Below are 20,831 nucleotides of genomic sequence, written 5' to 3' on the forward strand. Positions count from 1 at the left end.
ATGGTCATTAAGAATCAAAGTAGTCACTTATCAGCCGTCAAAAAGAGTTTGTTCGTAATTGGCACAATCGTACTGACTATGACACCTTACATTTTGTGGTTATGGCATATTAAATCGACCTTTGGACAACAATTATCAAAGCACGAAGTAAGTGTTACTGCTTATCAAAACATATATGAAGCAAAGACGCCAGAAGTAATTAATCGTATTATTCAAGCGTTTGTATCACATGTACTTTCCCCAATAACAGTTCCGACGCAAGGCATTGTGATGATCAATATAATGTTTATTATAACCATTATAATGATAAACGTCATATTACATCAAAAAAATCGATTGATCAGTGGGTTAATAATAACAAATGTTATTATTATAGGCTATTACGTAGGTATATTAATGATGTTTCTTTATTCTATGCCTAATGAAGAAGCTCTAGCGTTGGCTGGTTTTGATCGCTATGCAGGCAGCATTGTTATATTGGGGCTGGGGTTTTATGGCTTTTTTGCTGTAAATGCGATCGATCGTGCCTTTTATGAACAAAAATTCAATTTAAGGGATTATCGGTCATTTAAAAGTATACGGACAAAATATATATATCAATATGCGAGCATTGCAATGATGTTTGTCAGTACATTACTTGTTTTGTCAGAAAATAATGGCATGCAGTATAATTTACGGCAATATCAAAATAGTGTGCCATATAAAGTCGAACACATTGTAGGCAATCAAATGACACTTAATCATCGAAACTATTTGATTATCAGCGCAGATAAGACACAGGTAGACAATTATTTTACACAATATGTTGGAAAATATTATTTGTACTCTGATCATGTTGATGCGCGAGAAGATATTAGTCAATTAAGTCGCGCTCAATTTATTGATCTCATCGAAAAATACGATGCAGTTGTTGTGATTGACAAGCATTATACGTTTCGAGTGATGGGACGTCAGTATTTGAATAGAAATCTTAAGCAAGGGATATATTCGTCAAAATATTTGTTAAAAGATATTGTACCAGACCATGAGGCGAAATAAGATGAAGCAGTATTTGGGAAAAAATACATTTCGAGGAATAGTAATTATAGCTTGTTTTGTTATGGTTATTTACACGGCTTTTCAAGCTAAAAGTCAGGATTCAAATACGTCTGAAGAAACAGCGATGACTAACACCAACATAAAGCAGAGAAGCAAAAATAATGATAGCAACCGTAGTATTGATAATAAAAAATACATTCAGCAAGTTTATCGTTATTTACACGAAAATTATGGCTTATCGGCTACCAGTATAGCAGGTATTTTAGGGAATTGGACGCAAGAATCCGGAATTGATCCAATAGCGGTACAAGGGGATTGGTCCTACCGATCTTTAAAAAATTCAAAAAATAGTACACACGATATTCATAAAGATATTGGTTTTGCACAATGGTCTTCTCAAAGACGCCAAGAGTTGATTTTATTTTCTGACCAAAAATATCATGGTGAATGGTGGCTGGCTATGACGCAGTTAGAATTTATGACACAACATGATGGTAGTTTTGTAGCAGTTTTAAAAAACTATGCGCTAAACGATCATGGTGATGTTGTTAAAAATGCCGTCGATTTTAATGATCATTGGGAAGTTTCGCCTGATGAAAAAAGCACTGTTGAAAAAACCAGAGGTGCAGAAGCACAACGTGTCTATGCGTATATGAAAAAAAACAATATGACAGGTGAGGCAGACAGATCAAAAATACAACAATTAAGGTATATTGGTGAATCATTACCATATTAATAGGAAATATCGATAGAAAGTGCACTTTCTATCGATATTTTTTTGCTAAAAAAGTCATATTTCTATTATTGGTATATATGTTGTTAGGATGTTATTGATGATAATCAAGGTTATCCTGTCATTAGTTCAACTATGCCTTTTTGTTTGTAATGTGGTAAAATGAAAGCGCATACAAATCGTTTCAGTAAAACGTTTTAAATACCGATGCATAATAAGAATTTAATAATATGATTGTATGTAAGGAGAAACAGAAATGACAGTTTTAGTTTTACAACCAGAACTCCATGATAAAATATGGGGTGGCACGCGTCTGAGTCAATTTAACTATGATTTGACTTCTGATCATGTTGGCGAGGCGTGGGTTGTTGCAGCACATAAAAATGGTGTTTCAACAATTACAAATGGTCGATATCAGGGCCAAACGCTAACGCAACTGTGGCATGACAAACCAGCATTGTTCGGTGGACACGACGTAGAACAATCGTTTCCATTATTAGTTAAAATTCTTGATGCACATGAAAATCTATCAATTCAAGTCCATCCAAATGATAAACAGTCATCTGAAAACTTTGGTAAGACGGAGAGTTGGTATATTTTAGAAGCAACACCAGATGCTAAGTTATACTACGGCCATCATGCACAGACAAAGGCAGAATTAGTACAACAGGTCGAAAAAAAAGCATGGTCTGATTTATTGCGAACAATTCCTGTTAAAAAAGGCGATTTTTTCTATGTTCCTGCGGGGACATTTCATGCGCTGGGTGCGGGCGTCTTGGCTTTAGAAATTCAACAAAGTTCAGATACGACGTATCGTTTTTATGATTTTGATCGGCGTGATGCGATAACAAACAAAAAACGGCCATTACAGATTGAAGAAGCTTTAGCAGTAACGAAAGTGCCACATGTTGACCCCATTTTAAATCAACGGACACGCATTCAAGGTCTGACAATAATTACACGGCTTCTAACATCACCTAAATTTACGATTGATAAGTTATCGGTGCGTGGGCAAAGCCGATTCAATCAACATCACCCCTATGAACTCTTTAATGTTATCTCTGGTAACCTCACATTGACAGATGATCAATCAGTTTATCATCTGAAAAAAGGCGACAATCTAATTATGTTAAAAGATGAAGGCAATTATACATTAGACGGTCAAGGAGAGGTAATGGTGAGCTTTGTTACACCAGAAAGTTATAGCCAGCAGGAGCTTGCTTACCTCGACAATTAAGAGAGATGTAAGTTTTCAGAAAGGACGTTGTAATTTTTTCGATAATATTGTGAAAATCTAAATGAAAGCGTTTACTTAAATGATAAAGTAGCGTATACTACTAAATGAAGACGAGGATAGATAATATTGTCGTGAAAGCGTTTACATATCGAAGATAGTTCGCTATAATCAGTAAGTAAACAATTTATCTAAAAGGAGATTATCAATGGTTAATCTTATTGTTGCTAGTCATGGTGACTTTGCAAAAGGCATTTTAATGTCAGGTTCGATGATTTTTGGAGAGCAGGAAAATGTTGAAGTTGTTACTTTTCAACCAACCGAGGGTCCAGATGATTTAGACAAACATTATCAAGAAGCGTTAGCTAAGTTTGATAATGATGATGACACGCTGTTTTTGGTCGATTTGTGGGGAGGTTCACCGTTTAACCGTGCGAGCTTACTACAAAAACAAGACCCTGAACACAAGGCCATTGTCGCAGGATTGAACTTACCAATGCTAATTGAGGCATATGGTGGTCGGTTGGGGAAGGACAAGGCAGCTGATTTGGCTCAGTACTTAGTACCAGTAGCTAAAGATGGTGTGAAATCCGTACCAGAAACAGAAGAAGCAGCACCTGCGCAGGTAGAAAAGAAGGCAGCACCTGCTAATTTTAAGGCTGGGCACATCAATATTAAATTGGCGCGTTTGGATACACGTTTGCTGCATGGACAAGTTGCCACAGCTTGGACACCGGACTCAAAAGCTAATCGTATTATTGTTGTTTCCGATGCAGTTGCTAGGGATGAATTACGTAAGAGCTTAATTAAACAAGCTGCCCCTAATAATGTTCGCGCCAACATTGTCCCAATTAGTAAAATGGTGGAAGTTGCCAATGATGATCGTTTTGGTGGTGTTGAGGCCTTTCTACTATTTGAGACAGTTGAAGACGTCTTACGCGCAGTAGAGGGCGGTGTGCCAATTAAGTCTTTGAATGTCGGTTCTATGGCACACTCAGAAGGCAAGACAATGGTCAATAAAGTGTTGTCAATGGATAAAACTGATGTTGCAGCATTTGAAAAGCTACGTGACTTAGGTGTTAAGTTTGATGTCCGAAAAGTACCAAGTGATAGTAGTGCAAATTTGTTTGATTTAATTAAAAAAGCTAACGTTAAATAATTTTAAAAACGTTTATTTAGGAAAGGTGTTTAAACTATGTCTATTATATCAATAGTTTTAGTCGTAATTATTGCCTTCTTTGCAGGTATGGAAGGGATTTTGGATGAATTCCAAATTCACCAACCACTTGTTTCGGCAACGTTAATTGGACTAGTTACTGGTCATCTAACAGCAGGAATTATGTTAGGTGGTTCATTACAAATGATCGCATTAGGTTGGGCGAACATTGGCGCTGCCGTGGCACCAGATATTGCTTTGGCATCTGTTGCCTCATCAATTATCATGGTTAAGGGTAATAACTTTACGCCTGCTGGTATTTCAGTTGCCGTGGCATCAGCTATCCCGCTGGCAGTTGCTGGCTTGTTCTTAACAATGATTGTTCGTACCGTGGCTGTTGGATTGACCCACGGTGCTGATGCGGCCGCCAAAGAAGGTAATTATCGTGCTGTTGAACGGTTGCATTTAGTTGGTATCTTACTACAAGGTCTACGTATTGCGATTCCAACTGTATTATTAATTGCGATTCCTGCTTCAGCAGTGCAAAGCGCCTTAGCTTCTATGCCTGACTGGTTAACTGGCGGTATGACCATTGGTGGTGGTATGGTCGTGGCTGTCGGATATGCCATGGTGATTAACATGATGGCAACACGTGAAGTTTGGCCTTTCTTCGCCATTGGTTTCGCATTAGCTGCTGTAAGTCAGTTGACGTTAATTGCGCTTGGTGCAATTGGTGTCGCATTGGCTTTGATTTACCTTAACCTATCAAAGATGGGTGGTAACAGTGGCGGTGGTTCAAATGGTGGCGGCTCGGGAGACCCAGTCGGCGAAATTTTGGACCAATACTAGGAAGGAGCAACATGATGGCTGAAAAAATTGAATTAACTCGTAATGATCGTTTGTCTGTTGCATGGCGCTCGCAATTTTTACAAGGTTCATGGAACTATGAACGTATGCAAAACGTTGGTTGGGCGTATGCGCTAATCCCAGCGATTAAAAAACTCTATAAGACCAAAGAAGATCGTTCAGCAGCACTGAAACGACACTTGGAATTCTTCAATACCCATCCTTATGTTGCTTCACCAATTATTGGTGTAACATTGGCTTTGGAAGAAGAACGTGCCAATGGTGCGCCGATTGATGACACAGCTATTCAAGGTGTTAAAATCGGTATGATGGGTCCTTTGGCTGGTATTGGTGACCCAGTGTTCTGGTTCACTGTCCGTCCAATACTGGGTGCCCTAGGTGCCTCATTGGCAGCTTCTGGTAACATACTTGGTCCTATCTTGTTCTTCGTGTTATGGAACGTTATTCGTATGTCGTTTATCTGGTATACACAAGAATTTGGTTACAAGGCTGGTTCTGCGATTACACAAGATTTGTCAGGTGGCTTGTTGAAAGACATTACAAAGGGTGCTTCAATCCTTGGTATGTTTATACTAGCTGTTTTGGTGGAGCGTTGGGTATCAATTAAATTCGCGGTTGAATTACCAGCAAAGCAATTAGCTAAGGGTGCTTATATTAATTTCCCTAATGGTAATGTGACAGGTGGTAAGTTACAACAAATTTTAGGTGATCAAGCATCTGGTTTGTCACTAACAAAAATGGCGCCTAACACGTTACAAGCTAACTTGGATAGTTTGATCCCAGGTTTGATGGGTCTACTGCTAACATTCTTTGCAATGTGGTTGCTCAAGAAGAAGGTTTCACCAATTGTTATGATTGTCGGTATCTTCATTTTCGGTATCTTGATGCGTGTATTGCATATTATGTAATCAACTTATAATCGAACGACTAAAGGTGCTCGTCAAATTTGGCGAGCACCTTTGTACATAAATACTGTATAGTTAATAATAGTAATAAAACTGAAAAAATACGGGGAGAAATAAGCGTATGGTACAATCACTTAATAGCAGCGTGACGTTGACAACACAAGGCATATCTTTTTTAGGCATTGGTGCACAGTACGGTAAATTTTTACTTGGCGATAAAGCTTTTGAATTTTTCAATGATAACAACGTTGACGACTTTATTCAAATTCCTTGGCAAAATGTAACTGCAGTTTACGCTGATGTGTCTGCTAAAAAAATTGGTCGCCGATTTCGTATTGAAACTGACAAAGGCAGTTTTAATTTTTCATCTTTAGAAACTGGTCGTCTGCTAAAAGTAACGCGTGAACATATTGGTGATGATAAAGTATTAAAAAATCCAACACTACTCAAACGTATTAAAAGTATTTTTAAAAAGAAAGATAAGAAAGGCGTTCAATGAAATTATTAAAGAAATTTCAATTTTTACGTTATGTAACGATTGTGATTGCCTTAGAAATAGTCGCTATTAGCATCAATTTTTTCTATGCACCCGCTAAAGTTGCTGCAGGTGGTGCCACTGGTTTTGCAATTTTGATGAATGAATTGGTTGGTGTTGACAGAGCAATAACAGTTTTAGTTATTAATTTATTAATGATTATTCTTGCAGCTGTGTTTCTAGATCGTGGGACAACTGCTCGCATTACTTTTGGTAGTTTAATATTACCAATATTGTTAAAAATCACCCCTAGTTTTCAGGTGTTATCAGATCGCACGTTTGCGGTTTTAGTCGGTGGGACTATTTTTGCTATTGGCGTTGCTATGTTGTACCGAGTTGATGCATCCAGTGGCGGTACGGCTGTACCACCAATGATTCTTAAAAAGTATTTTCGTATTGCGCCAGCGCTATCGTTATTTGTTATTGATACCGTTGTGTCCATTGGTAACATAATGATAGACGGTCTTGAAGCACTTATTCTAGCCTTATTTTCACTAATGATTACAGCCGCTGTGATGAATTTTATTGAAACAGGTTTGGATCGTCGAAAGATGGTTTACATTACAAGCAATGAACATATTACGGATGTTAAGCAATATCTAACCAAAAATAATACCAGTTTCACTGCCATGGATGTGCGTGGTGGCTATACAGGTGACAATCGGGAAATGCTGATGGTTATATTAGATAATCAAGATTATAATCGCTTAATTCGTGGTGTGCATGTCGTTGATCCTCAAGCCTTTGTCATTGCATATGATATTAGCGAAGCGCATGGTGGCACTTTTATATAGCGACTTAGTGACCTTAAAAAGTACATGAGAATGTACTTTTTTTATTGACAATAGTTGGTAAAGTGATATACTTAAAGTTGTAATTAGCACTCGCACAAAAAGAGTGCTAAAACAAAAAAATCGGAGGTATTATCTCATGTTGAAGCCATTAGGTGATCGCGTGATTATTGAAGTAACAGAAGCTGCAGAACAAACAGTTGGTGGCATTGTGTTGGCAAATAATGCTAAGGATAAGCCAGTCACTGGAACAATCGTTGCTGCCGGTACAGGTTATGTTTTGAACGACGGCGAGATTCGTGACTTGACAGTTAAAGTCGGCGATGAAGTCTTGTTTGATAAGTATGCCGGTCAAGAAGTATCATTTGAGGGTAATGACTATCTTGCCCTTCATGAAAAAGATATTGTTGCAGTTGTCGAATAATTATATGATCTGGCGTTAATTAAATGACGTTGAAATCGATATTAAATCAAAAAATTCTAAAGAGGTATTTAAAACATGGCTAAAGAATTAAAGTTTTCAGAAGATGCACGTGCTAAGATGAAAGCTGGCGTTGATAAGTTAGCTGATACAGTTAAGACAACAATTGGACCAAAAGGCCGTAACGTTGTTCTGGAACAATCATATGGTGCACCAACAATTACAAATGATGGTGTGACCATTGCTAAGGCAATTGAACTAGAAGATCATTTTGAAAATATGGGTGCTAAGTTAGTGGCCGAAGTTGCTTCAAAGACGAATGACATTGCTGGTGATGGTACGACAACAGCGACTGTCTTGACACAAGCTATCGTTGCTGAAGGTTTGAAGAACGTTACCGCTGGTGCTAACCCAGTTGGCATTCGCACTGGAATTGAAAAGGCAACAACTGCGGCTGTTAAAAAGTTGCATGAAATGTCACACACTGTTAGTACAAAGGCAGAGATTGCCCAAATTGCTTCAATTTCTGCTGCCAATGAAGAAGTTGGTGAATTAATTGCCGAGGCGATGGATAAAGTTGGTAATGATGGTGTGATAACGATTGAAGAATCTAAGGGTATTGAAACAACCTTGGATGTTGTCGAAGGGATGCAGTTTGATCGTGGTTACATGTCACAATACATGGTAACTGATAATGACAAAATGGAAGCTAACTTGGACAACCCTTATGTTTTGATTACTGACAAGAAAATTGGTAATATACAAGATGTTTTGCCTGTATTGCAAAGTGTTGTTGAACAAGGTCGTGCTTTGTTAATCATAGCTGATGATATTACAGGTGAAGCCTTACCAACATTAGTTTTGAATAAGATGCGTGGTACATTTAATGTCGTTGCTGTTAAGGCACCTGGATTTGGTGATCGTCGTAAGGCACAATTAGAAGATATCGCTGTTTTGACAGGTGGCACTGTGATTACAGAAGACCTTGGTTTGAATTTGAAGGATGTGACAATTGATCAACTTGGTCAAGCAAGTAAGGTAAATGTTACAAAGGATAATACAACCATCGTCGAAGGTGCTGGTGATAAGGCTGCTGTTGCTACACGTGTAGATACAATCAAGCAACAAATTGCTGAAACAACATCTGACTTTGATCGTGAAAAGTTGCAAGAACGCCTAGCAAAGTTAGCTGGCGGCGTTGCAGTGATTAATGTTGGTGCCGCAACAGAAACAGAGTTAAAGGAACGCAAGTATCGGATTGAAGACGCCTTGAATGCCACACGAGCTGCTGTTGAAGAGGGCTTTGTTTCGGGTGGTGGAACAGCGCTAGTTAATGCTATCTCAGCTGTTGCAGCATTGTCAGAGACAGGTGATGTTCAGACTGGTATTAACACGGTCATTAAGGCCTTAGAAGAGCCAGTACGTCAAATTGTTGAAAATGCTGGTTTGGAAGGATCAGTGATTGTTAACAAGTTGAAGGAACAGACTGAAGGCTTTGGTTACAACGCTGCCACTGATGAGTGGGTAGATATGATTGCTGCTGGTATTGTAGACCCAACAAAGGTTACGCGTTCTGCATTGCAAAATGCCGCCTCAGTATCTGCATTACTGTTAACAACAGAAGCTGTTGTTGCAGAGGTGCCAAAGGATGATACACCTGTTGCCATGCCACAAGGTGGTATGCCAGGAATGATGTAATAATACATCTAAAAGCAACCCATAATTGGGTTGCTTTTTTGTTTACTAAATTACGCTTGACAATTGTATCTAATAGATATAACATAAATATATCTATTAGATACAAGAGGACGTTTTATGTATGAACTATATATTTTAGGTCAATTGCTATTCACGGACCGGTCAGCGTATAAGTTACGTTTTGTCTTGGAAAATATTTTGGGGGCACATCGCAAAGTGAGTTTTGGTGTTTTGTATCCCTTATTGGAAAAAATGAAAGTTGCTGGGACAATTGTGATGACAGATGATCTTGATTGGCGAGGCAAGAAAAAAATACATGTAACGCCAGCTGGAAGAGTTCGTTTTGATGAATTAATGAGAGAACCAGTTCAGCAAAATGCGCACCTAGATGATGTTTATCTATTTAAATTATCTGGATTAAAGTTGGTTGATACGCAGTTAGCACACCAAATCATTGATGATTTTCGCTCGGAAAAATTAGCCCAGCGTGATGGTTATAAGCAACATTTGACGGACTTAGAAGTACGTCATGCAGAAGCCTCTTTTTTACCATCTGCGCGAAGATTAAATCAGTTACAAATTGATTTGGCAAACACCTATTTAGATTATGTCGATAGGATTGAAAGTGAGTTAAAATAATGACAATAAAACAAGAATTAGATTCAAAACGTTGGTTAGCGTTAATCGCGGTTTCTTTAGGCGTTTTTATGGCTTTAATTGATACAACGGTTGTTAATGTCGCTCTACCTAGCATTCAAACAAGTTTAAATGCGTCTTATTCAGATTTACAGTGGGTTATTTCAGCCTATACGATTGTTTTTTCAGTCTTACTATTGATATGGGCAAAATTAGGTGACCTATACGGTCGTAAATTGATGTTTATTATTGGTCTGATTATATTTACAATTGGTTCTGGTTTGGATGCTGTATCAACGTCTATTTGGATGTTACATATTTTTCGAGCTGTTCAAGCTATTGGTGGTTCTGCTATGATGTCGTTATCCTTTGCCATTATTGGCACGACATTCAATGGCAAAGAGCGTGGCATTGCCTTGGGCATATTAAGCTCAATTATAGGACTTTCTACTGCTTCAGGACCATTACTCGGTGGTTGGCTAGTCGACACGTTCGCGTGGCAATCAATATTTACAATTAACTTACCGATTGGCTTAATAACGGTTATTTTGGCTTGGCTCTTCATTTCAAAAGAACAGACACATCATGAGTCCGGAGGTGTTGATTATATTGGCATGTTACTGTCAACTGGGACAATCTTTTCTTTAGTATTTGGTTTAGTGCAAAAAGAAATGCATGCGAGTTGGCACTGGAGTCAACCAGAAGTTGCAGGCTATTTAATTGCTGCAGTTATTTTATTTGTTTTATTTATTTGGCGACAAAAAACGGCAAAAAATCCAATGATGGACTTAAGCATGTTCAAGTCTTCTAGTTTTACAGGTGCTGTGTTGGTGGCATTTTTCTTAGGTGCCGGTTTATATGGTTTCTTTGCCTACTTATCAACATTTATGCAAAACTATGTTGGTTATTCTGCTTGGGATACTGGTTTGAGACAAGCGACAATTTCAGGATTTTCTTTGGTGTTAGGGCCAATTGCTGGTATGCTCACTAATCGGTTGCGCCATGGTTACATGTTAGCGGTATCGGCGATGTTTATTGGCGCTGGGTTATTTACTTTAAGTGCATTAACAACTGATACGGCAACGTTTGCTAATTTTTGGCCAGCTTTTATTTTGATTGGTATTGGTAATGGATCTATTAATCCGCCGATGACAACAGCTGCGATGTCATCTGTTGAACCGCGGCAAATGGGAATGGCGTCTGGTATGATTTCCACATTTATGCAAGTGGGTGTTAGTTTTGGTGTTGTTTTCCAAGGATTACGTTTAGCGGATGGTTATCAAACTGGATTAACACAACAATTGCCCAATGTTATCGGCGCCCCAAAGGCTATGATTTCAGCGTTACATCAAGCATTGGTTGCGGCTGGGCCTTTTTCTGGTCATACCATTGTGACAAGCAAACGCGTTATGGCAACGCCATTTGCGAAGGATTTGGAAATGGCAGTTCGTCGGGCATTTGATAGTGGCTTTAAGGATATCATGCATTTAGATGGTATATTGTTAATTATTGGTGGTATTGTAGCGCTTATTTTGGTTAAAACAGGTGTTCAAGGTCAACAAAAATAAAACACCGGCGACTTAACAAGTCGCTGGTGTTTTATTTTTGTTATGATTTTATGCTAAAGCGCCCATTGGATCCCATGGTGCTAAAAGTTTAGGTGTTGCATTGTCATAAATATCGATTAATTCGTCACTCAAATATGATTTATTAACAACGATTTGATAAGCATATTCGCTCATCCAGTCATCAGACATTGTGAAATAGCCTTTTTTACCCGCTTTTTCACCCCATGAATTTTCAACTTGCCATTTCGTTGGTTGACCAGCCTCATCCAAATCAACGCCGGTTAAAACCATTGCATGTGTCATTAGGCTCTCTCCGTAGTCTAGACGTTGCGCCTTTGTCATTGTCGTGTCCACTTGAAATAGCTCGTCAGTGGCAAATATACCGGTAGCCATGATGCCATTTGTGCGATCAACTTGTGGTCCCATGTCCACACCGAACCAAACTGACTTGCCATCTTTTAGTTGTGCAATTGCCAGTGCTTTCATTTTCTCAATTGTGACATTTAAATGTTTGACCTCCCGGCCACCGACAACGTTTCCTAACATATCAACGTTGTAAGTGGCATTGAAAGGTTTATCAGCAGTTGGGGCATTGATAATAGACACATAATCTGACAATTGCCAACCAACAAATTTGTCAAAGTAACTTTGTGGCGTTAATCCGCGATCAATTTTAAATTGATTATCCGTGTCGCGATATTCAAAGTCAAAATTAACAGGCGGTTCACCAAACGTAATGGATAGGACACGATAAACATGAGCTAACATCTCTTCACGTCTAGCATTGATTATTTCTTCAGTGGCGTGTTGGGCGACTAATTCTCGTAAACTGACAGCATCATGACGTAATAGCGTATTAAATGTTGTGTTAAATTCACGTGAGGCTGATGAAGCAGTTGATTCAGGATAAACTGATTGTGGTACGACCCCATATTTTTCGATGAGAGCAACAATCATATCCCATTGACCACCGTCTTGCTGTGGTGTTGTCATCAGAAAAGAGACTTTGCGTGAATCGAGTGGTTCTACAGCAGTATCTAAAACATTTTGATAAAAATAATTTGCTTTTTCAAATTTGTCCCAAAAAAAAGTATAGCTTTGTGAGAGTTGAAACTCGTCACTAAGATGAAAGAGGGAAGTGATATCATGTCGCATGGTGTTGAGTGCGGCAAACATCCAGCAACGACCTGATTGCTTTTGGTTGGCTACTTTACCAGTGTTGAGGTCAATTGCAAAAATTGGTGTGTTGTTATTGGCGACTGCCTGATTAAAACTGGCATCGTGTATGCCGTTTTTCATCGTAGCACGACGTGCAATATCAGTTAGTGGGGATTGTGAAGATTTTTTAAATGCGGCTATTTGTTGTTGTGTAATTTCTAAAGACATTATATGCTCCTTTTGACATAATTATAATATAACGCTATTGGTTATAAAGGACAAGAATATGATAAAATGAATCACAGGAGTAACGTATGACATTCTATAGTGTGGATTATTTAACTAAACATAATGACTTAGGTGATACTATTGGCATATACTTAATGGTAATCGCTTTTATGTTGATGGCGGCGGGCGCTTTTGCAGCTATCCGTAATCGGATGCAAACAAAATATCGTGATTTGAGTATGATTGCGCTACTTTTGTTTTTATTCTTAGCTGGCGCACGATATACTGATTATGAGCAGGCAAGAACAAATGATTCGCAAATTACGCAGATGGCTTCGTTTGCGAAACAAGTGGCTAAAACACAGCATGTCAAAACAACGGCATTGTATTTTAATCAAAAAACAGTGAGTGATGGCATGCTGGTGCGATTTAATAAACGATTTTATCGCATGACAATTAGTTTGGACCAACAGTCATACACGCTAGACAGAGCTTATCTTATCAATACGAAAGTTAACTATATCAAATGACAATTTATTTACCAATTTTAATTAAATTAGCTATCGGTTTGTTGGCCTTGATTGTTCAAATTAACCTGATGGGCAAGGGTAATTTGGCACCCACATCAGCATTAGATCAAGTTCAGAATTATGTCCTAGGTGGTATTATCGGTGCCGTGATTTATTCTGACACAATCACTATTTTTCAATTTACGATCGTGTTAATTATATGGACCATGCTGGTGATGTCTTTAAAATTCGCTAAACAGCACAACAATTTTGTTAAAAATTTAATTGATGGACAACCGCGTGTTGTTGTTGAACGTGGACAAGTTAAGGTTGAAAACGTATTAAAAGCTGGATTATCAGCGGATGATTTGATGTTCAAACTACGTTCACAAGGTATTTATGTGCTGGGTGACGTTAAACGTGCTGTGCTTGAGCAAAATGGTCAATTATCAGTCATTGAATATGGCGATGAAAGTATCAAGTATCCCATTATTTATGATGGTCAAATCAATTACGACGTTTTGGAACTTATTGATAAAAATGACGAGTGGTTGCTAGAAACAGTGAAATCACGTGGATTTGACCATATTAATCAGATATTTGTTGGTGAATATATTGATGGGGAAGTGAAAGTAGTGCCTTACCCGAGACGTTAGTGACCCCCTTTGTGTCTGCTTTTCTGGTAAAATAGATGATTAGAGGTTTAAAAAATGACACCAAAACAATTTTTAGATTTAGTTGAAATTCGTGTTGTGATTCCAAGTGTGGCGCCATTAATGTTTGGTCTGGCTTATAGCCAATGGCAATACGCGCGGTTAAATTGGTTGAATGCTGTGTTGTTGATTATTGCTACAGTGAGTGTTCATTTGGCAGTGAATACCTTCAATCGTTATGAGGATGCCAAACGCCAAAAAGTTAACGAATTTTTACGAGAAAAGGCACAAGGCGAAGTTGTTACCAATAAACAGGTCTTGCATGTTGCTGAAATGTTAGCTGGCATCGCCGTCTTAGCCGGTGTACTTGTTGCATGGCGTACAGACTATGTGACATGGATTATTGGTATTGTCAGTTTTCTAATTGGTTATCTATACTCAGCGGGTCCCAAACCAATTACAAACACACCTTTTGGTGAAGCTGTTTCTGGTATAACAATGGGGTATTTTATATTTGTTGCGCAAGTCTATGTTAATACACGCATGGTTCCTGTACCAAGTGTCTTATTCCAATGGTTTATTGTTAGTCTACCGCTGACTATATTTATTGCTGAAATCATGTTTGCTAATAACATTGCTGATCATGAAGAAGATGAAGAGAATCAGCGGCATACGCTTGTACATTATATTGGTTTGGCATCGGCTAAGAAATTGTACATCTTTTGGGCAGTAGCTGCATTTATTGAAATTGGTGTTGTAACATTTGTTGGTTGGTTACCGGTTACAAGCTATGCAATGATTGTGCTGCTTGTGGTTGTGCTTCGCAATGCACGGGAATTTGTGAACCGACCAATCAAGCAAGAAACCTTTGTATTGGCTATCAAAAATCTTGTGATTGTGATGCTGGGGATGACATTAGTTGTGTTAGCCGGAATATTATTATAAAAAAAGATCTGACTCTTTTGAGTCAGATCTTTTAGCTAAACCGTTTTAAATCTTCAATACTTGTCACTGTAAAGTGCCTTTTTTCTAAATGTGTCACGAGTTTTTGCAATTGCACACTATCAAAAACGAGGGGTAGTGTAAACATTAATGTAAGTGTGTCGTTTTTGGGTTGTAGGCTCAACACGGATTCGATATTTGAGTAGCGGGCAATGATTTTTGAAATTATCTTTAGGTCGCCCTGCGTGTTATGTGAAGCGACAGAAAGTGCTACGCCACCGGTACCGACAGACCAACTCTGAGATAACAAATCCATGAGTGAATCGTGTGTAAAAATACCAGTAAAATGATGATTTTCATCTAGTACGGCAATAAATGGGAGGTCACGAATAGCGAAGAAGACTTCATAAAACTGACTAGTTGTATAAATAAATTTTGTTGAATTGCGCATGATAGCTGTTACAGGTAAGTTCATATCACCATTTTTAGCAATATGTTCGTAAACGTGCTGTTTATACACATTGCCACGGAAAAGACTGCCAGATTCATCTAGAATTGGCATTGTACGTGTATGCGCTTCTTTTTCAGAATTAAATAATGTATTAACTTGCGCAATTGTTGTATTTTCAGTAACTGTTGTGAGTTCTGATTTTGGAGTAATCATTGATTTATGAAGCATTTGCATATCCTAAAATTAATTTTTTATCATGAAATAGCCATATATCATGATAACACAGAATTCTGTTATACTGGTAATTAAGATTAAGAATTTTGGTAAGGAAGCGCGTATAATTAACATGAAATATATTATTGGATTAGGTAACATTGGCAAGCAGTATGATCAGACACGCCATAACATAGGATTTATGGCTGTTGATGCATTTGCAGTAGCTCATCAAGTATCATTTACACCGAGTAAACAATTTGCTTTGACGGCTAAGGTAGTGGTTGATGGGGAACAGGTGATGTTAGTTAAGCCGACAACCTATATGAACGATTCTGGTAAGGCTGTACGCGCAATTTTGGATTATTATGGTGGCGATATCAATCAAGATGTCATGATTTTGGTGGATGATATGGATTTACCTTTTGGTAAATTGAGATTTCGTGCTAAAGGTTCTGCTGGTGGTCATAACGGTTTGAAATCAATCATAGCATATACCAACTCGCAAACTTTTTTACGGCTAAAATTTGGTTTAGGTCACCCAGATCATGATAAGCAAGTTGTGATTAATTATGTTTTAGGACAATTTACAGCCACTGAATCACAAGATGTGGCACATATGTTAGACAACAGTACAAAAGCAATTACAGCTTGGATTCAAGGTGCAACTATGGCACAATTGAGTAACCAATACAATGGCTAGTCAAAAAATCGATGAAATCATGATCGATTAATAAATAGGGGAATTGATTGGAAGTATGCTAACTGATTTTTTAGCACAAACAGAAACAATGACACAGCTTAATGACCAAGCAACTGAGCACTCTGCTCAGTTGCTTTTAGGCGTCAACGGGAGTGCGCGTGCAGCTAGTATTGCTTCCCTATATGCAGGTATGCCACGACAAATGCTTGTCATGACAGATACGCAGGCGCATGCAGATCAGTTGTTCTCGGATTTATCAGGCCTGATGGACGATGTATTGAATTTTCCAGCAGAAGAGTCCTTGGCAACAGAGATGGCAATTAGTTCACCAGATTTACGTTTGCAACGTATTGAAACGTTATTGGCGCTCAGACGTGGCGAGATGAAAATTGTTGTGACCAGCGTGGCGGGAGCAGAACGTTTATTACCAAAGCCAGTTACCCTTGATGAGGCTTACCTATCATTGACTGTTGGACAAAGTTACGATTTAAATGACATTAAAGCAACACTGATGATGATGGGTTACACACCGGCAAAGTTAGTACAAGGTGCAGGCGAATTTGCACAGCGTGGCTCAATCATAGACATTTATCCACTGACAAGTGATGACCCTATACGATTAGATTTTTTTGATACCGAATTAGATCAATTAAAACAGTTTGATGTAGCCACACAAAAAAGTACGACTGTACTACAAGAAGTTGTGGTGCAACCGGCGACAGACTTTATTGTGTCAGAGGCACAGTATCAAGCTGCTAAAATAGCCATTGAAAAAGATTTTAGTCACCATCGGACGACACTGACAGGTGTTAACAAAAAACATGCAACTGATGGCTTTATGCTGACGCAACATGTTTTAAACGAACGTGAACGTGGTAATCAACTGTTACCGTATGCTGCTCATTTTTTCGGTGGTGTGACAACATTGCGCGACTATTTTACAAAAGACACCTTAATAATTATTGATGAACAAACGAGATTAAAAGAAACACGGCTGCAACAACTGACCTATGATCAAGAATGGGTTGACAAGCAGCTTGAAACTTATCAATTATTACCTAATCAAATTTTACGAGCAGATTTATCAGAAATATTAAGTCAAGAAACTCGTGCGATATTATACCTTGCTAATTTCCAACGTGGATTAAATCAATTACGATTTACGAATTTAGAAGAAGTCATCACACGTCCGGCAAACCAATACTATGGGCAATTAAATGCTTTGAAATCGGATTTACTTTATGCACAAGATGCAGGTACAACGGTTATTTTATTGATTAATGATGCGAAACGCCGGCAAGCTTTTATGACATCGTTAGACGCGTTTAAAACACCAATTATTGAAACGCGTCAGGTTCAACCCAATCAAGTCCAAGTCATGGCTGGTGATTTAGCCAGTGGTTTTGAATGGCCAAAGTTACATCTCACGGTTCTAACAGAACATGAGTTGTTTACCCAAACCAAACGTGTTGCACCGCGGCAACGTAAAATCAATAACGCTGAGCGTTTGAAATCATATAATGAGCTCAACGTGGGTGATTATGTTGTGCACGTGAATCATGGTATCGGACGTTATGAAGGATTGCAAACAATGACTTCTAATGGTGGCAAACAAGATTATCTTTCGATTGCCTACCAGAAGAATGCTAAAATATTTATCCCAGTGACGCAGCTTAATCTTATTCAGAAATATATTGGTGCCTCAGATGCAGCTAAGGCGCCAAAACTCAATCAACTTGGCGACACACAATGGGCCAAGACGAAACGCCAGGTTGCTGCTAAAATTGAAGACATTGCTGATGACTTATTAGCACTTTACGCGCAACGTGAGGCACAGCAAGGCTATGCCTATCCACCTGATGATATAGATCAGTTAAAATTTGATACAGCATTTGGTTATCCTGAAACACCAGACCAGATGAGGTCGATTGAAGAAATTAAAGCAGATATGCAAAAAGCACGCCCAATGGATCGATTATTGGTCGGAGATGTTGGTTTTGGTAAAACCGAAGTCGCATTGCGAGCGGTATTTAAGGCTGTTCATGCTGGTAAACAAGTGGCATTTCTAGCACCGACAACGATCTTAGTTCAACAACACTATGAGACCATTTTGGCCAGATTCGATGATTTTCCACAGATTAAAATTGGGGTTCTCAGCCGTTTTCAAACGGCAGCGCGCAACAAAGAAGTCATCAGGAAATTAAATGCGCATGAAATCGATGTTGTTGTCGGGACGCATCGTCTGCTGAGTAAAGATGTCAATTTTTCAGATCTTGGTTTATTAATCATTGATGAGGAACAACGCTTTGGCGTGAAGCATAAGGAACGTTTGAAACAATTGCGTCATTCTGTTGATGTGTTAACCTTGACGGCTACACCAATACCAAGGACTTTAAATATGGCGATGGTTGGTGCACGAGATTTATCGGTTATTGAAACCCCGCCTGCTAACAGGTACCCGATTCAAACCTATGTTTTAGAAGCTGATTGGGTTATTGTACGCAATGCTATTGAAAAAGAGTTATCCCGTAACGGTCAAGTATTTTACCTTCACAATCGTGTGGCGGATATTGATCGTGTGGCTAGTCAAATTGAAGATCTTGTACCATCGGCACGGGTAGCTGCAATTCATGGGCAAATGTCTGAGACACAACTTGAGAGCGTTCTATATGACTTTTTAAATGGTAATTACGATGTATTAGTTACGACAACGATTATTGAGACAGGCGTTGACATTCCTAATGCTAATACGTTGATTGTTGAAAATGCGGACCATATGGGCTTGTCGCAACTCTATCAATTAAGAGGACGTGTTGGACGATCAACGCGATTAGCTTACGCTTACTTCACCTATCCCTTCTCACGAACACCAAGCGAAGAAGCAGAAAAAAGACTGGAAGCCATCCGAGATTTTACTGAGTTAGGCTCTGGATTCCGTATTGCCATGCGTGATTTAAGCATTCGTGGTGCAGGTGATCTGCTTGGCAAACAACAACATGGCTTCATTGACTCAGTTGGGTATGATATGTATATGGCAATGTTAAAGGAAGCAGTAGCTAACAAACAGGAAAAGCCAGATGCCAAAGTAGTTAAGCAGCAACCAGAAACCGATGCTGAAATGATTTTAGGGGTATTAGCTTACTTACCAGATGATTATGTGCCAGATAGTGCACAGAAAATTGAACTATATACTCGTATCAGGCAGGCACGCACAGATCAGCAGTTTGAAGATGTTGAAGCTGATATGTTGGATAGATTTGGTGAAATGCCAGATGAGGTCGCTAGATTATTGCTTGTCGGTCAAGTGAAACAATTAGCTGATCAGGCGCAAGTGACAAGTATTAGACGACAGAAAAAAATGTTAACCATTACTTTTAGTGCAGACGCAACAGCTAAACTATCTGGTGAAACTATTTTTGAAACACTAGTAAACGTACCGCTTAAAGTAGCAGTTCGAACAGAAAAAAATAAATTACAAGTAATTTTAACCGTTGATGATGTTGCTGAAAGTAGCATTTGGTTGAATATCTTACGTGATTTTTTGTTGGTTGTCCTAACACATGATGTGAAACAAGACTAGACAGTCAGTGTTAATGAATAAATAAAGAGGTAAAAAATATGCGTTTAGATAAATATTTAAAAGTGTCACGCTTAATTAAGCGTCGTACCGTTGCAAAAGAAATTGCAGATCAGGGACGTATTTCAATTAATGGCAAAGTCGCTAAATCATCATCTGATGTATCAACGAATGATGAACTTGAGGTGCGCTTTGGTAATAAAACAGTGACAGTTAAAGTCATTAAAATTATCGAAACGACTAAAAAAGAGGACTCGGCCGATATGTATGAAATTGTTAGCGAAACATTTGCGCAAGATTTTCGGCAAGTCGGGGATGAACCGTCAGCTTAATGTTTAAGTAAGTTTAAATATTGTTGAAAAAAAATTAAGAACGTGCCAAACTAAGAGCAGGTGAAATTCATGTCGACTCAAAACAGAAGACAATTGAATAAACAACATGTTAATCCGGAAATACGTGCTATTATTCGTAATTCTGAACCCGCCAATATGCAGGCTAAGCGGCATTATCAAAGAGCACACGCTAATCGTGAGAAAAAGATTCTCTTTTTTGGCGCAATTTTTGCGACAATTTTTGCAGTACAGTTATTAATTAGTCAAGTTAAGTTGCATACGGCAAATGTCACATTAACCGCAACGCAGGACCGTTTAACGGCTGTTCAAAAGACAAATGCTGACTTAAAAGTTGATGCAAAAAAAATAAACGATCCGACTTATCTACAGCAGATTTTACGGGATAAATACGGTTACACAAAGCAGGGTGAGTTAATTTATAATTTGCCATCGGATAACAACTAAAAAAGCACCCAACAGGTG

General features: G+C 38.5%; 21 protein-coding genes. 19 read left to right on the forward strand and 2 right to left on the reverse strand.

Annotated elements, in window-relative coordinates; genetic code table 11:
- The 12 genes from JOD28_RS09740 to JOD28_RS03240 all read left to right on the forward strand — a co-directional run bounded on the left by JOD28_RS09740 (position 1) and on the right by JOD28_RS03240 (position 11,582).
- Complete coding sequence (locus JOD28_RS09740; protein ID WP_239531057.1) at positions 1-1,038, forward strand: hypothetical protein; 1,038 nt, start codon at positions 1-3, stop codon at positions 1,036-1,038.
- A gap of 61 nt (positions 1,039-1,099) precedes the next feature.
- On the forward strand, positions 1,100-1,774 hold the full coding sequence (locus tag JOD28_RS03190) for a phage tail tip lysozyme (RefSeq protein ID WP_239531059.1): 675 nt from the start codon (positions 1,100-1,102) through the stop codon (positions 1,772-1,774).
- A gap of 253 nt (positions 1,775-2,027) precedes the next feature.
- Entirely contained in the window at positions 2,028-3,008 is a 981-nt protein-coding gene (locus tag JOD28_RS03195) for a type I phosphomannose isomerase catalytic subunit (protein WP_204769442.1), read from the forward strand.
- A 205-nt stretch (positions 3,009-3,213) separates the two neighbouring features.
- Positions 3,214-4,164 carry a mannose/fructose/sorbose PTS transporter subunit IIA gene (locus JOD28_RS03200; RefSeq protein WP_204769443.1) on the forward strand — a complete coding sequence of 317 codons (951 nt, stop codon included), beginning with the start codon at positions 3,214-3,216 and terminating at the stop codon, positions 4,162-4,164.
- Positions 4,165-4,200: 36 nt separating this feature from the next.
- Positions 4,201-5,010, forward strand: coding sequence for a PTS mannose/fructose/sorbose transporter subunit IIC (locus JOD28_RS03205; protein ID WP_204769444.1), 810 nt, complete (start codon positions 4,201-4,203; stop codon positions 5,008-5,010).
- Between the two features lie 14 nt (positions 5,011-5,024).
- Positions 5,025-5,936, forward strand: coding sequence for a PTS system mannose/fructose/sorbose family transporter subunit IID (locus JOD28_RS03210; RefSeq protein WP_013975168.1), 912 nt, complete (start codon positions 5,025-5,027; stop codon positions 5,934-5,936).
- Between the two features lie 118 nt (positions 5,937-6,054).
- A complete protein-coding gene (locus JOD28_RS03215; RefSeq protein WP_204769445.1) occupies positions 6,055-6,432 on the forward strand; it encodes a DUF956 family protein in 378 nt (125 codons plus the stop codon).
- Positions 6,429-7,262, forward strand: coding sequence for a YitT family protein (locus tag JOD28_RS03220; protein ID WP_204769446.1), 834 nt, complete (start codon positions 6,429-6,431; stop codon positions 7,260-7,262). Before JOD28_RS03215 ends, JOD28_RS03220 begins: the two co-directional genes overlap by 4 nt.
- 136 nt (positions 7,263-7,398) lie before the next feature.
- Positions 7,399-7,683 carry a co-chaperone GroES gene (groES, locus tag JOD28_RS03225; protein WP_204769447.1) on the forward strand — a complete coding sequence of 95 codons (285 nt, stop codon included), beginning with the start codon at positions 7,399-7,401 and terminating at the stop codon, positions 7,681-7,683.
- Between the two features lie 75 nt (positions 7,684-7,758).
- Entirely contained in the window at positions 7,759-9,378 is a 1,620-nt protein-coding gene (gene groL, locus JOD28_RS03230) for a chaperonin GroEL (protein WP_204769448.1), read from the forward strand.
- A 117-nt stretch (positions 9,379-9,495) separates the two neighbouring features.
- Complete coding sequence (locus JOD28_RS03235; RefSeq protein ID WP_204769449.1) at positions 9,496-10,017, forward strand: PadR family transcriptional regulator; 522 nt, start codon at positions 9,496-9,498, stop codon at positions 10,015-10,017.
- Entirely contained in the window at positions 10,017-11,582 is a 1,566-nt protein-coding gene (locus tag JOD28_RS03240) for an MFS transporter (protein WP_204769450.1), read from the forward strand. The genes JOD28_RS03235 and JOD28_RS03240 overlap by 1 nt, the downstream gene beginning before the upstream one ends.
- Before the next feature lie 48 nt (positions 11,583-11,630).
- Here the strand turns inward: JOD28_RS03240 and JOD28_RS03245 are convergent, their stop codons facing one another.
- Positions 11,631-12,968 carry a C1 family peptidase gene (locus JOD28_RS03245; protein WP_204769451.1) on the reverse strand — a complete coding sequence of 446 codons (1,338 nt, stop codon included), beginning with the start codon at positions 12,966-12,968 and terminating at the stop codon, positions 11,631-11,633.
- An 86-nt stretch (positions 12,969-13,054) separates the two neighbouring features.
- Here JOD28_RS03245 and JOD28_RS03250 point away from each other — a divergent pair, with 86 nt between their 5' ends.
- The 3 genes from JOD28_RS03250 to JOD28_RS03260 are packed head-to-tail and all read left to right on the forward strand — an operon-like array spanning position 13,055 to position 15,075.
- A complete protein-coding gene (locus tag JOD28_RS03250; RefSeq protein WP_204769452.1) occupies positions 13,055-13,498 on the forward strand; it encodes a DUF3290 domain-containing protein in 444 nt (147 codons plus the stop codon).
- Positions 13,495-14,133, forward strand: a complete 639-nt coding sequence (locus JOD28_RS03255; protein ID WP_204769453.1) for a DUF421 domain-containing protein — start codon at positions 13,495-13,497, stop codon at positions 14,131-14,133. Before JOD28_RS03250 ends, JOD28_RS03255 begins: the two co-directional genes overlap by 4 nt.
- A 54-nt stretch (positions 14,134-14,187) precedes the next feature.
- Positions 14,188-15,075, forward strand: coding sequence for a prenyltransferase (locus JOD28_RS03260; protein WP_204769454.1), 888 nt, complete (start codon positions 14,188-14,190; stop codon positions 15,073-15,075).
- 31 nt (positions 15,076-15,106) lie between these two features.
- Here JOD28_RS03260 and cbpA read toward each other — a convergent pair whose 3' ends face one another.
- The gene (gene cbpA, locus JOD28_RS03265) at positions 15,107-15,751 is read right to left on the reverse strand and encodes a cyclic di-AMP binding protein CbpA (RefSeq protein ID WP_204769455.1); all 645 of its coding nucleotides are present in this window, start codon (positions 15,749-15,751) and stop codon (positions 15,107-15,109) included.
- Positions 15,752-15,869: 118 nt separating this feature from the next.
- On the opposite strand from cbpA, the gene pth reads away from it, so the two are divergent.
- The 4 genes from pth to JOD28_RS03285 all read left to right on the forward strand — a co-directional run bounded on the left by pth (position 15,870) and on the right by JOD28_RS03285 (position 20,813).
- Positions 15,870-16,439, forward strand: a complete 570-nt coding sequence (pth, locus tag JOD28_RS03270; protein ID WP_204769456.1) for an aminoacyl-tRNA hydrolase — start codon at positions 15,870-15,872, stop codon at positions 16,437-16,439.
- Positions 16,440-16,494: 55 nt separating this feature from the next.
- Entirely contained in the window at positions 16,495-20,019 is a 3,525-nt protein-coding gene (mfd, locus tag JOD28_RS03275; RefSeq protein WP_204769457.1) for a transcription-repair coupling factor, read from the forward strand.
- Between the two features lie 38 nt (positions 20,020-20,057).
- Positions 20,058-20,348: an RNA-binding S4 domain-containing protein gene (locus tag JOD28_RS03280; protein ID WP_204769458.1), complete on the forward strand. Its 291-nt coding sequence runs from the start codon at positions 20,058-20,060 to the stop codon at positions 20,346-20,348.
- A 69-nt stretch (positions 20,349-20,417) separates the two neighbouring features.
- Positions 20,418-20,813, forward strand: coding sequence for an FtsB family cell division protein (locus JOD28_RS03285; RefSeq protein WP_204769459.1), 396 nt, complete (start codon positions 20,418-20,420; stop codon positions 20,811-20,813).
- Positions 20,814-20,831 lie beyond the last annotated feature (18 nt).

This window comes from Leuconostoc rapi, from assembly GCF_016908715.1.
In the GTDB taxonomy this organism is placed as follows: domain Bacteria; phylum Bacillota; class Bacilli; order Lactobacillales; family Lactobacillaceae; genus Leuconostoc; species Leuconostoc rapi.